The sequence below is a fragment of the Bacteroidales bacterium genome, from assembly GCA_016709865.1.
Taxonomy (GTDB): Bacteria; Bacteroidota; Bacteroidia; order Bacteroidales; family VadinHA17; genus LD21.
Genome location: JADJLX010000005.1, coordinates 108,147 through 121,620 on the forward strand (window position 1 = coordinate 108,147; position 13,474 = coordinate 121,620).

Here is a 13,474-nt window from a genome sequence, read left to right on the forward strand (position 1 = left end):
TCCAGGTATCATATTATCAAAAAATGATCAATCGCCGTTGGCTTTAGCCTGAAAATTGAATTTGATTTCAATTCTATTAAAAAACTTTTGCCTGGCTTGGGGCTTAGTCCTTCGGCTAGCCGTGTGAACCGTTGGCTAAGCAGGCAATTGTCCTGTACTTCTGTTATTAAAACTGGTCTTTATTTTCCGGATCAATTAATTGTTCATCTCCTTTTGGTTTTGGCCTCCAAAAGAATACTTTTTCCTTTATCTTGGCATAAAACGCTTTCCCAAGAATGAAAATGCTCACATAAAACAGAACCTCACCAATAATTATCAATACTGTTGTAATGCCTGCAATCTGTGCTTTTGTGTAATCAAACCATGGCATTATGAATATCAGTATGAATGAGATACAGGAGATAGTCAATAATATATAACCGGTTATTTTTAGCAAGGGGGTAAAGCGGCGTCGGCCAGGACCTCACACCATATCGCTAAATCAAATTCTTCCCGAAGGAGTTTTCTGCCGAAGTCTTTAGTTCTGCACAGCTTTTTGTGATCGGGCGGTGTCTCTTTTAGTCAGTTTTGATGTCGTCCTGTGCCGCAACCGACAAATTTTTTAAAAATTTTATCTCCTTTTCAATAAAGTCGCATTCCCCTGATGTACCAGCTACAAAGCATTCATTGTCATACTTTCTGGCATAGTTCTGGAACAATTTTTCATACCATTTTTTCATAACTAATTTATGGTTTGAGAATGGGAATTTTTTGCGGCCTGCAGCAAGTTGTAGAATTCTAAAAGTTCCTGCTTTCTTTCTCTGTCGAGATTGTGCCATCTTATACCCTGAATTGCTCCTTCAAGAGCATAGAGCATATTAATGCATACCCCGCTGTTTTCAATCGTGGCTAATCTTATAATTGCATTCTCGCTTCCGGTTTCAATCAGTTCTTTATCGTTATTTATTCCTGCAGCTATAAGTTTATCAGCAAGGGTTTTACCAATATTTGGAAGTTCTGTCAGGGATTTCATTTCTTCAGGAAGAATGTTTTCGGAAAATTATTTCATTATTGACTTTCGGTTATTGACATTTACCGCATCACCCTTACCGTTTATTATACTTTTTACAACACTCTCCTTATTGCCGTTTAACCAGAAAATTATCTTGTTATGGATACTGCTTTCCAGTTCAGGAGGTGTTTCAATAGCATTGTCGACAATAACGGGTGCGTCATAGAAAACATTGTAGATCCCAATACCCCAGGCTTCATGACTTTTCACATTATCAGATACCTTATATGAAGCGTATCCGTATGTATCACCATGCTTCCATGAATCAACTGTCGGAGGATCATAGGGCATCTCACTCTGATAAAAATATACTTTCCCGTTGTTCCCGTTCCAGAGTGTCTGGTATTCCTGAAAATGCTCATTAAACAGTCCGTATATTGTCACATCGTCGCCATTTACAATTAGTCCGTTTGCACCTCTGTTTTTATCCCACCCGACTCCGTTACCATGATCCGCCCTCCATAGCCATATATGATCAATATAAACATTCCTGCTGTTAATTATCATGCAGCTTGTTGCAGATCCCTGTGCAGGTCCTCCAACCCTGAAGAAAATATCATACAGAAAGGCTGGATTAACCGGGTGTGATTTTGCAGATCCTTTCTCTCCAACAATAAAAAGAGTCTCCGAATGTTTTGGACCGGCATCGATCGTTATACCGCAAACAGTAATGCCATCAACATCAGATAATTCAATCGCTGAAGTTCCGTTTACAGGCATAAGTGAAGGAAGTCCGAGTCCCATAATAATTGTTCCCGGACGTGTAACTTTTATTGTATTATTCAGATAATAGATTCCCGGAGTAAACAGCAGGTTTTTTCCCTCTTTAAGTGCATTGTTTATCGTTTCGGAATTATCTGTGCCGGCTTTTGCGATAAAGAAGTTCTTCAGGTTAACCGGTTTGTCAATCCTTTTACTGTCGGTCCATGTTGGTCCCGTAGTATTTGAACTTAACTGTGGCACCATAACCTCAAATCCCTTTTTACCTGATGTGATGTATGGTTTTTCGCGAATCACCGGGGTTCTGTCAATTCTTGTATATGGCTTCTCGGGCCATTCCCCTGCGGGAGCATTGGGTACTCCTATAAACATCATATTCCAGTTGCCTCCAATCCACTCTTTCCAGTCTGTGTTCCTTGAGAGCCACTGCTGCTGGGGACCGGATGTAACAGTTCCGTCAACTTTTGAATCAGCCAGAAAGCCGCCGCTGGCATACCCTTTGTCGAAAAGCTGAAGGTTACCCTTGATATGCACCCGGCGCATTGGTGCGGCCTGCGAAACACCCCAGATCATTGTATTTTCTGCCGTTGGGATAATTGTCATGTTCTCGACTGCTCTCCAGAAGTTTGTCAGAACACTGTTCCCATGAGTGGTATTTGATCTCACCGCACCGTTAATAACAACATCTTCAGGCGATTGCCCCAGACCTGCTACATGCATATAATAATCTACTTTTACATCAAGATTATACGTTCCGGGTTTGAAAAGCAGGGCATACCTGTTTTTGCTGAATTCACTTCTTCGTGCCGATTGTCGTTTAAATAAAGTGTCAATAACTGTCTGAATATCTTTCATATCCATCGACGGATCAAACACAAATACATTCTCCCCGAGAAGCTGGTGATTATATTTCTTCAGATCAATCTGACAATTACTGCTTAATGAGCCTGTTACCAATAGAAGTATCAGGAGCAGTATACGTTTAGTTCCACTCATCTTAATCAATCAATTTTAGTCATAAGTATGAAATGCATTATTCCTCACATCATCTATAATACATTATAAATAATACATCTCCTCGTCCTTGTGCCTTTACGCCTTTGCGCCTTTACGCCCTTACGCCCTTATCTATTCCAAAATGTTCCTCATATATTCAATACACTTCGTAACCTCCTTAACCGGGTCAGAATCAGCAGGTACCGTATATTCCAGTTCAAGGTCAACATTTATCGGCCATTTCTCCTTCTTAAGAAGAAGCAGGATATCCGCAATTGGTGTTTCTCCCTCACCAAATGGCTTATTTGTGTTTGGTGTGGCGTGTTTTGGTCCGGTCTTATCCTTAATATGAATACTTGGAATAAGATCGTGATATTTTATAATGATCTCATTTGGATGAAGTCCGGTTGAACCATAATAATGCCCTACGTCGAGGTTAAGTCTGTTGGCTTTAGAATATCCAAGATATTTGTCGATATCAAATCCTGGCATACCAAACTGTCCGTGAGTATGATAGATAGCCAGACTGTTATGTTTCTCAGCGAATTTACCGAGTCGCTGTGAGGCTTCATCTGTGAATTCATCTGTTATGCCATATGCTCCAAGAGCCTTTGCAGCTTTGTAAGCGTAATCAATCTCTTCATCCGACCATGAAGATGGTACAAATTTGGCTATGTGTATATCAACACCTGCTTTGTTGTACATCTTGCGTACTTCTTCATACTTCGCAATTGGCAGAGATAAACGCCATTTACGCTGTGCCTCTCTTAGCTCCTGAGCTGCTTTAGCCCTTTCAGCCTTTTCCTGTTCGGTAAGGTTACCAGTGCGTGCCTGTCTGGCAGCCTGAGGTATTCCAAGACCTTCTTCAAGTACGCTTCTCATTTCAAGAGAGTTTACTCCTGACTGTAACACATACTGAAGAGTCTCCTCAAGCGAATGAGGTATGCTTCGGTAGCAATAGGTTGTTAATCCGAGCTGGACACCGCCAACTTTTGAGTTTGGTTTCTTTGAACCTGATCCGATTGCAAACGGATAGTTAAATGGTACTGCAGCCAAAGCCGCCGCTGCAGCAGTTTTTCCGATAAAACTTCGTCTTGAAATTGTTGATTTTTTCATAAAAGCTGGTAATTGGAGGTTTATAGATTGCTACTTGTTCTTCATGATCATCAAAAGTAAAAAAAATATGATATAACTATCAACCGCCGGCATGATATTAATTCTGAACATTCTATAAATTTTGTTGTTCATTTATAAAATACTATATGAAAAGTCAGGAGTCTGATAAAGAATACTTCAGGCAAAACAACCTCAATAAATCGTCTTCCCCTTACCTGCTTCAACATACAGCTAATCCTATCTGGTGGCAGGAGTGGAGTTCTGATGCTATACATTATGCAGTTGCAGAAAATAAGCCAATATTTGTTTCAGTCGGGTATGCAACGTGTCACTGGTGCCATGTTATGGCTGCTGAAGCTTTTTCCGATGAAGCTACCGCAACCTGTCTTAACAATAATTTCGTATCCATAAAAGTTGACCGTGAGCAGCGTCCAGATATAGACCAGTTTATGATGGATTTTATTAATAAGCAGAATGGCAGAGGCGGCTGGCCATTGAATGTCTTTTTAACACCTGAACTGCGACCCATTTTTGCACTGACTTATGCCCCTGCAGCATCGGGAAATTCATTGTATTCTTTTCTTTCAGTAGTTGAACAGGTTGTTGCATATTTTAAGACAAAAGGAAATAAAATTCCTGAATTTGTCTGTATGGAAGAACTACCCGCCTTTGCCGATGAAAACTCCCTTACTGAGACAATCTCAAAATATTATGATTCAGATTTTGGTGGCTTTGGGAACGGTCAGAAGTTTCCGTCTCACTCAACGTTATTGTACCTTCTTTATCAGGCTGGTATTGATAACAGCCCTTCAATCAGGACCATGGTAATCAAAACTCTTGATGCTATGTATCTTGGTGGTTTAAATGATCATCTTCAGGGAGGGATTTACAGATATTGTACCGACAGGGAGTGGACAATACCTCATTTTGAAAAGATGCTTTATGATCAGGCAATGGCATTGTGGGTTTACTCACTCGCCTTCAAAGTCACCCAAAAAGCAGAATATAAAGAAATGGCTGAAAGGATAATACATTGTCTGGATGATAGTTTTGAGCAGGAAGGATTATACATCTCGGCACATGATGCAGATACTGATCATGAAGAAGGAGCAACTTATATCTGGAGTTACGATGAACTGACCACAATTCTGCTTCCCGATGAGCTTGAGAGATTTTCAGCTTCATATTATATTACCAGACAGGGCAACTTTGAAGGGCACAATCACCTGATAAGAAAAAACAAAGCATCTGTCCGTGATATTGAGGATAAGCTGTTATCCCTGCGCAGAAAGCGGATCCAGCCTTCACGCGATGAAAAGGTAGTTAGTGGAATTAATGCACTTGTTGCTATATCTCTGATCCATGCAGGAAGACTACTTTCTAAACCGGATTATGAGAAGAAGGCTGCTTTAATCGTCAATAATATTATGAACAGGTTCTGGGACGGAACATCTCTTGGTCATTCATTCTTCGATGGTAAATTACAGAACCAGTCTTTTCTTTCTGATGCCGGAGCATTGCTTCTGGCGATTGCGATGCTTTGTGAAGCAGACAATCAGTACACAAAGCTAATGAACCAATTTAAGGCTTATGTTGAGTCTTTCAGAGATGGAAGTAAATGGATCGAGTCGGAAAGTAATGATTTTCCTCGAGTTTATTCATCATGGTTTGATCACCCCGTTCCATCAGGTATAAGCCTGGCAGAAATGGGACTTACTTATGTTTCTATAATTTCCGGAGAAGAGATAACCGGAAGGGAATATTTGCAGCCTTTTCAATCAGATTTCTACAATATCAATGTAATGATGAATAACGGATTCTTTCATATCATCACTTCAAAAAAACCAATTCCATGGAATGAGCTGCCTGCTAATTCATTTCAGATAAGAGGGGAGCATGAGACCGACTGTTATATGGGAACATGCAGCCCATTGTAATTATCAGTTTCTGAACATATAGGTCAATATTTTGTTTAAATATATCGTAGAGACGCAATGCATTGCGTCTCTACAACAATAAAGGAAACAACATAATAAATCAATAGTTGTATGCAAACAATATTAGGTGCCAACGGAACAATAGGTTCACTGCTGGCAAAAGATTTAAGGAGTTACACTGACAGGATAAGGCTGGTGAGCCGTAATCCGAAAAAGGTAAATGATTCGGATGAATTGTTTTCTGCTGATCTTGGCAAGTCAGAAAATGTAGACAAGGCAGTTGAAGGATCAGATGTGGTATACCTGGTAGTTGGATTTGACTATAAAACAGAAGTCTGGCAGGAGAAGTGGCCAAAGCTCATGAGGGCAACAATTGACGCCTGCATAAAGCATAAAGCGCGGCTCGTGTTTTTTGACAATGTTTATATGTACGACATTAACGCTATTCCTCATATGACTGAAGAATCAGCAGTAAATCCTCCCAGCAGAAAAGGTGAGGTGCGCAGACAGATTGCACAAATGCTTATGGATGAGGTTAAAGCCGGACGCCTCATGGCTCTTATTGCACGATCGGCTGATTTCTACGGACCGAACAATGAGAAGAGCTTTATCAACGAAATGGTTATCAAGAGTCTCAGAAAAGGGAAGGCGGCCGACTGGCTTCTTGATACTGAAAAGAAACACTCATTTACTTTCACGCCGGATGCAGCCAGGGCAACTGCAATTCTCGGAAATACTGATGATGCCTATAACCAGGTCTGGCATCTGCCAACTGACAGTAATACACTTACAGGAAGGGAGTTTGTCGGGCTTTTTGCAAAAGAATTGAATACAAAACCACGGGTCAGGCCAATGCCGATGTGGTTGTTAAAGATCCTAGGACTGTTTATACCAATCATGAAGGAGATACAGGAAATGAGCTACCAGTACAACAGGGACTATTTCTTTGACTCTTCCAAATTTGACAGGAAATTCAACTTTAAAAAAACAACATACATTGAGGGAGTGAAGGAATGTCTGAAGTCATAGGCGCAGAGCACAGAGCACAGTGCACACAGCGTAGAGCGTAAAGCGTAAAGCATATAGATAGGCCAACTGTGCCCTGAGCCCTGTGCCCTGAGCAGTTCTCCGGTCTTCGGTCTCCAGTCTTCGGTCTCCCAGCCAGTTATTCATAAATTTTCACTACCTTTGCACTTTAATCCCGGAATAATCCCCCCATTACAAGGCCGCTTATTTCATATTTTTTTATTAATAAACTATTTATGCATTTTGAATCATTAGACATTATTGAACCAATACTCAGATCAATTAAAGAAGAGGGCTACACAATACCTACACCGATACAGGAACAGGCAATACCAATTATACTAAGGGGCACAGACCTTATAGGATGCGCCCAGACTGGAACAGGAAAAACATGTGCTTTTGCAGTTCCGATTCTGCAGCTGCTTAGTAAAAACAAGGCATTTGACAGAAAGAAAAAGATCAGGAGCCTGATCGTTACACCAACCAGAGAACTTGCAATTCAGATTGAAGAGAGCTTTAACGCATATGGCCGTTATACCGGACTGAACTGTACAGTTGTTTTTGGAGGGGTAAACCAGAATCCCCAGACGAACGCATTAAGAAACGGAGTTGATATCCTTGTGGCAACACCGGGAAGACTGCTTGACCTTATGAATCAGGGACATATCTCACTCAAAGATGTTGAAATATTTGTCCTCGATGAGGCAGATCGCATGCTCGACATGGGCTTTATTCACGATGTAAGGAAGATAATTTCACACCTTCCCCAGAAGAGACAATCTCTCTTCTTTTCCGCTACAATGCCCCCGGAAATTGTAAAGCTGGCAGGTTCAATAGTATATAAACCGGTTAAAGTTGAAGTAACTCCTTCGGCTTCTACAGTTGATATTGTTGACCAATATCTGTATTACATCGATAAAGGAAACAAAAATGCACTGCTGGTTGATCTTTTAAAAGACCAGAAGATAAAGACCGCATTGGTATTTACCCGTACAAAATTTGGTGCTGATAAGGTAGTTAAGGTTCTTAAAAAGAAAGATATAACCGCCGAGGCGATACATGGTAATAAAGCACAGAATGCACGCCAGCGTGCACTGTCAAATTTCAAGGCACAAACAACACGTGTACTTGTTGCTACCGATATTGCAGCCCGCGGAATAGATGTCGACGATCTTGAATATGTGATCAACTATGAGATTCCTAATATTCCTGAAACTTATGTCCACAGAATTGGGCGAACAGGAAGGGCCGGTGCAAACGGAACAGCAATTTCATTCTGTGATGCTGAGGAAAAAGCATATATCTGGGATATCGAAAAGCTCATTGCCAAACAGATAAGTGTTGTTGAAGATCATGCTTATCCTCTGATCGACAATAATCCTGTTAAAGCACCTAAAAATCAGCATGGTAATCATGCCCGTCCGAGGAGTCTCCCAAGGAACCTTATTCCCGACAGGAGAAATGTAAGAAGATAAAGTCGGAAGACGGAAGACCGAAGACCGAAGTTGAAATCCGAAATCCGAAATCCGCAATCCGATGGATCATTTACCTCCGATATTACTCTTCGATGGAGTTTGTAATCTCTGTAACAGGCTGGTAGTGTTTGTTATACGAAGGGATAAGAACGCCAGAATCAGATTTGCATCACTTCAGTCTGAAGCCGGAAAATCACTTCTGTCAGCAGCCGGATTAAATCCGGAAACTGTTGATACTGTTGTTTACCTTACTGGTGGTAAAACCTTTCTCAGATCTTCTGCAATACTCAATCTTCTGAACGATCTGGGCGGAGGCTTGAGACTGTTCTATTCCTTAATTATTATCCCGTCATTTATCCGCGATTTTATCTATAACCTGGTTGCCCGGAGCAGGTACCGTATTTTTGGGAAGAGAGAATCGTGCATGGTCCCGCCAAAAGATATTGAAAACAGGTTCATTTTGTGACAAAAAAGTTTGTATTTTGCATTGATTCATTTGATGTAAAACATAAACACCTCCGGAAATGAAAAACATTTTCACTTCAGTTTTCTTTATTTTTTTCTCGTTTGGCATTTTAACCGGTCAGACAATCGCATTACAAAAAGCTGATCAGACAAGGCTGAATAAACTGAAAACGGAAGTAACTGAAAATCTTACCGGGAACCTTTTGCCATACTGGTCAAAATACATGGTCGATAATGTCAATGGAGGATTCTACGGACGAATCAGCGGTTCCGACCAGGTATTCCCGAATGAAGATAAAGGTGGTATTCTGAATGCCCGTATCCTGTGGACATATTCAGCTGCCTACAGGGTGACAAAAGACACATCATACCTTCGTCTGGCTGCAAGAGCCAGAGATTATATTATGGCTAATTTCATCGACAGGGAATTTGGCGGAGCTTACAGAAGTGTTAAAGCCTCCGGGGAGCCTTCAGATACAAGGAAACAGACTTATACCCAGTCATTCTTTATTTATGGTTTGTCTGAATATTCAAGGGCAACAGGCGATAAGGCAGCTCTGAAAACAGCGAAAGAAATTTTTGAGTGTTTTGAAAAATACGTTTATGACAGGGAATCTAACGGGTACTTTGAGGTATTCACACGGGATTGGCAGCGTTCCAGAGACAGATTAATCGGCGAGAAAGACGACAGGGATGAAAAGACAATGAATACTTCACTTCATCTTATGGAAGCTTATGCAAATCTATATCGCGTTTGGCCCGATAAGAGACTGGAAAGCCGGTTGAAGAATATGGTCGAAATTTTTCTTGATAAAATTGTTGACGGTAAGACTTACCATCTGATCTGCTTCATGGACAGGAGCTGGAACCCGACATCAACAGTCGATTCATATGGTCACGATATAGAGGCTTCATGGCTGATTTATGAAGCAGCAACACTTCTGAAAGATCCCGTAATCCTGAAACGGGCCCGTGAAACCTGTATCAGGATAGCTGATGCCGCATCGGAAGGTATAATGCCCGACGGGAGTATGATTGATGAAAAAAACTTCGCTACAGGTGAATTGCGGACTACCCGGAGCTGGTGGCCTCAGGTTGAGACAGTTGTAGGGTATCTGAATGCTTATGAACTTACAGGTAATACCAGGTATCTCGATTATTGCGTCAATAACTGGAATTACACAAAAAAGCACTTTATCGATACAAAAAACGGCGGCTGGTATCCCTCCGTCAACGCTGAAGGTGTTGCAGGAAAAGGAGATAAGGGAGGATTCTGGACATGCCCTTATCACAACGGCAGGATGTGCCTCGAGGTTATTGAAAGAGTACAAATGCATTGATCATTTTCTGCAGAAAAGCCCTGTTATAAATCCGTTTGTTACAATTTTGTTAAATCTCTTATAAACCGGGGAAACATTTATTGTTTAATTTGTTTCCTGAGTTTATTGATGCTACTTTTGTGCCGTGATTGATAATCTGAACAACATTCTGTTAAAAGTACGGGAACTGTACATGAACTACGGTATAAAAAGTATTACCATGGATGATGTATCGCGTGAGCTTGGTGTGTCTAAAAAGACTCTTTATCAGTTTGTTACAGACAAAGATGATTTGGTTGGAAAATTTATTGATAACGAAATAGCGATCAGGCAGGAGGAGATCTGCAAATGTTTCAGAACAGGTTTGAATGCTATCGAAGAGCTCTTCGAGATTTCGATTTTCATGAACAAAATTATGCGTAATCAGAACCCTGCCACCGAATATGACCTTAAAAAGTATTACCCTGAGCACTATCAGAAAATTGTTAAGGCACGACGGGAGGGAATATACAGCTACATTCTTACTAACCTGAAAAATGGCAAGAAGGAAGGGTTGTATCGTGATGATCTTAATAATGAGATAATTGCCAGACTCTATTTGTCAAGGGCTGAGAGTATTCATACAAATGATCTGTTCACAATTGAAGAGTTTACTTCCCATGAACTGTTTATAGAGCTGATAAAATATCATGTCAGAGGAATAGCTACTCAAAAGGGAATTGATGTTCTGGAACAAAAAATTAATGAAGTGGAAACTAACAACGATAAATAATCTTTATATGAATTTAATACTGAAATTTTTTCTGCCATTTGTTATTCTGGGATTTGTCAGAGACGGATTTGGTCAGGATCAAAATGAAACTCTGAAACTATCTGTCTCTGAAGCACAGGCATATGCACTTCAGAACAATCGTTCAGTGCAGTCGGCGAAGATTGATATTAAGCTTGCTGATAAAAAGGTCTGGGAAACAATTGCCATCGGCCTGCCGCAGTTTGGTCTGTCAGCAAACTACCAGCATCAATTTGTTATTCCCCAACTGAGCTTTGGTCCTTATCTCGACATAAATTCGCTCCCCGGAGGCGGAGTTACCCTTACCAAAGATGATTTTGTAAACGCTTACAAGCCTTCTCCTGCTGTTTCTCTGGGAGTCCCCGACAATACAACATTTGATTTTACACTTTCACAGCTTATTTTCAGCGGTGAATATCTGGTCGGACTTCAGGCAATGAAGGTACTAAAAGAGGTATCTGTAAAAAATCTTGTTAAAACCGAGGGTCAGACAAAAGAATTAGTGGCAGGTACTTACTCACTTGTTCTGGTCTTAAGCGAAAGCATCAGGGTTTTGGATGAGAGTCTGAAAGTGATAGACAAGACGTATAATGATCTGATGAAGATGAATCAGCAGGGCTTCAACGAAGAGTCTGATGTTGACCAGATAAAGATCAGCAAATCTAATATACAAACTCTGATTAAGTCTCTCGAATCGCAGAAAGAAGTCTCAATGAAACTGCTGAAATTCCAGCTTGGCATTGAATTCACACAAAACCTCGTACTTACAGATACTCTTCCTGGAATAATAAATCAGGGTAATATCCAGTATCTGTCAGATCAGGTCTTTGATGTAGAGAACACTGTTGACTATAAAATGGTTGACAATCTTGAAAAGATCTCGGCACTGACTCTAAAACGCGAACAGTCGAAATATTTGCCAACAATATCAGCTTTCTATCGCCGGCATGAACAGACTCATCAGCCATCATTTAATTTCCAGGTAAAGGATCTGGTAGGTGTAGGATTAACTATGCCGATTTTTACCAGCGGTCAGAGGAGTGCAAAAATCAGTCAGGCAAGATTCGATCTTGAAAAATCGCGGCTGAATAAAGAAACGGCAGGTCAGGGTTTAATACTGGAGTTTGAAACTGCTATCAATAACTACCAGACCGCATTCAGTAACTTCTCAGTTAACAGGGAAAGTATGATACTCAGCAAAAAGGTATTTGATAAAACTGTTATCAAGTATCGCGAGGGCATCTCCTCAAGTTTTGATATTGCGCAAAGCCAGAACCAGATGCTTACCGCAGAGTCAAACTACTATACATCGGTGCTTTCGCTCCTGACAGCCAAGGCAAAACTCGATCGTATTTTAAGCATAAATTAACAGGTGAACAGAATATTTTGAATTTAATAATTATACAAATCAATCAAGAAATGAAAATCTTCAAATTAAGTATAGCAGCAATAATCTTTTTGGCTCTTATAATTTCATGCAGCAGCAACAAGAAAGCACAGCTTGAAAAATTAAAGCTTCAGCACACTGAGATCACAGAAGAGATTAAAAACCTGGAAAACGAACTGAAGTTATCCGGTACTGATTCTTTAGATACTGATAAATTCAAATTTGTTGGTATTACAAATGTCACTACAGGAATATTTGATCACTTCATTAAGGTTCAGGGTAAGCTCGACGGAGATCAGAATGCCGCTGTTTTTGCAGAGGCACCGGGTACAGTTTCAGCAAAGTATGCCGACGTAGGTCATCGTGTAACCAAAGGTCAGGTTCTGGCTCAGATTGACGATCAGCAGTACCGCAGTCAGCTCGAGAGTCTCGAAACACAGTATAATTTTGCTTCTGAAATGTTCGATAAGCAGAAGAGGCTTTGGGACCAGAAAATTGGAAGTGAAGTTCAGTACCTTCAGTCAAAAACATCCAAAGAGTCTTTGGAGCAGCAGATTGCTTCACTTAAGCAGCAGATTGAGAAATTTAAGATAAAATCTCCGATTACCGGAACTGTGGAAGAATGCAACATTAAAGTTGGGGGAGTGGTTACTCCCGATCCGCGTCTGGCCGCTTACAGGGTTGTGGAATTCAAAAATCTTAAAGTCACCGCTGAAGTTTCCGAGGCTTATGCTTCACGTGTTCAGAAAGGGGATAAGCTATTTGTGACTTTCCCTGATGCTAAAAAACAGGTTGAGACTGAAGTCTCATTTGTAAGTAAATATATTAATCCTGTTAACCGTACATTTCTTATTGAAACGAATATAAACAGCAGTTCTCCTGACCTTAAGGCAAATATGATTGCAATAATCCAGATCAACGATTATCATTCGGAAAATTCTGTAATTGTTCCAATGAATCTTATCCAGACCGATGATGAAGGCAGTTATGTTTATGTAATTCGACCGAAAGAAAAGTTCAATGCAGCTTTCAAACAGCCTGTTGTAATTGGAAACAGCTACAACGGTATTGCCGAGGTTGTTAAAGGATTAGGGGCAGGTGATAAAGTTGTCTCGACCGGATATCAGGAACTGATTGATGGAGAATTAGTAAGGTTTTAATTATCAGTTTGATACCAGGCCGACAATAGGCA

At 40.6% G+C, this 13,474-nt stretch carries 12 protein-coding genes and 1 pseudogene; 8 read left to right on the forward strand and 5 right to left on the reverse strand.

Translation table 11 applies throughout. The features are described 5' to 3' along the window. Positions 1–166 precede the first annotated feature (166 nt). From IPJ16_09130 to IPJ16_09150, 5 genes and pseudogenes are all read right to left on the reverse strand, one after another. A complete protein-coding gene (locus IPJ16_09130) occupies positions 167–409 on the reverse strand; it encodes a transporter suffix domain-containing protein (GenBank protein MBK7627338.1) in 243 nt (80 codons plus the stop codon). A 161-nt stretch (positions 410–570) separates the two neighbouring features. Continuing rightward, a pseudogene (locus tag IPJ16_09135) lies at positions 571–719 on the reverse strand (class I SAM-dependent methyltransferase). Between the two features lie 2 nt (positions 720–721). Further along, positions 722–1,012, reverse strand: coding sequence for a TfoX/Sxy family protein (locus tag IPJ16_09140; GenBank protein ID MBK7627339.1), 291 nt, complete (start codon positions 1,010–1,012; stop codon positions 722–724). 27 nt (positions 1,013–1,039) lie between these two features. Then, the gene (locus IPJ16_09145) at positions 1,040–2,767 is read right to left on the reverse strand and encodes a coagulation factor 5/8 type domain-containing protein (protein ID MBK7627340.1); all 1,728 of its coding nucleotides are present in this window, start codon (positions 2,765–2,767) and stop codon (positions 1,040–1,042) included. A 132-nt stretch (positions 2,768–2,899) separates the two neighbouring features. Further along, entirely contained in the window at positions 2,900–3,883 is a 984-nt protein-coding gene (locus IPJ16_09150; protein MBK7627341.1) for a twin-arginine translocation signal domain-containing protein, read from the reverse strand. A gap of 146 nt (positions 3,884–4,029) precedes the next feature. Here IPJ16_09150 and IPJ16_09155 point away from each other — a divergent pair, with 146 nt between their 5' ends. The 8 genes from IPJ16_09155 to IPJ16_09190 all read left to right on the forward strand — a co-directional run bounded on the left by IPJ16_09155 (position 4,030) and on the right by IPJ16_09190 (position 13,442). Continuing rightward, positions 4,030–5,820, forward strand: a complete 1,791-nt coding sequence (locus IPJ16_09155; protein MBK7627342.1) for a thioredoxin domain-containing protein — start codon at positions 4,030–4,032, stop codon at positions 5,818–5,820. A gap of 111 nt (positions 5,821–5,931) precedes the next feature. Further along, positions 5,932–6,849 carry an NAD-dependent epimerase/dehydratase family protein gene (locus IPJ16_09160; GenBank protein ID MBK7627343.1) on the forward strand — a complete coding sequence of 306 codons (918 nt, stop codon included), beginning with the start codon at positions 5,932–5,934 and terminating at the stop codon, positions 6,847–6,849. A 233-nt stretch (positions 6,850–7,082) separates the two neighbouring features. Continuing rightward, positions 7,083–8,321, forward strand: a complete 1,239-nt coding sequence (locus IPJ16_09165) for a DEAD/DEAH box helicase (protein ID MBK7627344.1) — start codon at positions 7,083–7,085, stop codon at positions 8,319–8,321. Positions 8,322–8,382: 61 nt separating this feature from the next. Next, positions 8,383–8,787, forward strand: coding sequence for a thiol-disulfide oxidoreductase DCC family protein (locus IPJ16_09170; GenBank protein MBK7627345.1), 405 nt, complete (start codon positions 8,383–8,385; stop codon positions 8,785–8,787). A gap of 58 nt (positions 8,788–8,845) precedes the next feature. Beyond that, a complete protein-coding gene (locus tag IPJ16_09175) occupies positions 8,846–10,126 on the forward strand; it encodes an AGE family epimerase/isomerase (protein MBK7627346.1) in 1,281 nt (426 codons plus the stop codon). A 172-nt stretch (positions 10,127–10,298) separates the two neighbouring features. Further along, entirely contained in the window at positions 10,299–10,877 is a 579-nt protein-coding gene (locus IPJ16_09180) for a TetR/AcrR family transcriptional regulator (GenBank protein MBK7627347.1), read from the forward strand. 7 nt (positions 10,878–10,884) lie between these two features. After that, on the forward strand, positions 10,885–12,264 hold the full coding sequence (locus IPJ16_09185; protein ID MBK7627348.1) for a TolC family protein: 1,380 nt from the start codon (positions 10,885–10,887) through the stop codon (positions 12,262–12,264). Positions 12,265–12,314: 50 nt separating this feature from the next. Continuing rightward, entirely contained in the window at positions 12,315–13,442 is a 1,128-nt protein-coding gene (locus IPJ16_09190; GenBank protein ID MBK7627349.1) for an efflux RND transporter periplasmic adaptor subunit, read from the forward strand. Positions 13,443–13,474: the final 32 nt, after the last annotated feature.

Bases quoted from the DNA above. Each gene is read 5' to 3' on its own strand.
- IPJ16_09155 (MBK7627342.1), top strand. From the start codon at position 4,030: ATGAAAAGTCAGGAGTCTGATAAAGAATACTTCAGGCAAAACAACCTC.
- IPJ16_09160 (MBK7627343.1), top strand. From the start codon at position 5,932: ATGCAAACAATATTAGGTGCCAACGGAACAATAGGTTCACTGCTGGCA.
- IPJ16_09190 (MBK7627349.1), top strand. From the start codon at position 12,315: ATGAAAATCTTCAAATTAAGTATAGCAGCAATAATCTTTTTGGCTCTT.
- IPJ16_09140 (MBK7627339.1), bottom strand. From the start codon at position 1,012: ATGAAATCCCTGACAGAACTTCCAAATATTGGTAAAACCCTTGCTGAT.
- IPJ16_09165 (MBK7627344.1), top strand. From the start codon at position 7,083: ATGCATTTTGAATCATTAGACATTATTGAACCAATACTCAGATCAATT.
- IPJ16_09145 (MBK7627340.1), bottom strand. From the start codon at position 2,767: ATGAGTGGAACTAAACGTATACTGCTCCTGATACTTCTATTGGTAACA.
- IPJ16_09150 (MBK7627341.1), bottom strand. From the start codon at position 3,883: ATGAAAAAATCAACAATTTCAAGACGAAGTTTTATCGGAAAAACTGCT.
- IPJ16_09170 (MBK7627345.1), top strand. From the start codon at position 8,383: ATGGATCATTTACCTCCGATATTACTCTTCGATGGAGTTTGTAATCTC.
- IPJ16_09180 (MBK7627347.1), top strand. From the start codon at position 10,299: ATGAACTACGGTATAAAAAGTATTACCATGGATGATGTATCGCGTGAG.
- IPJ16_09175 (MBK7627346.1), top strand. From the start codon at position 8,846: ATGAAAAACATTTTCACTTCAGTTTTCTTTATTTTTTTCTCGTTTGGC.
- IPJ16_09185 (MBK7627348.1), top strand. From the start codon at position 10,885: ATGAATTTAATACTGAAATTTTTTCTGCCATTTGTTATTCTGGGATTT.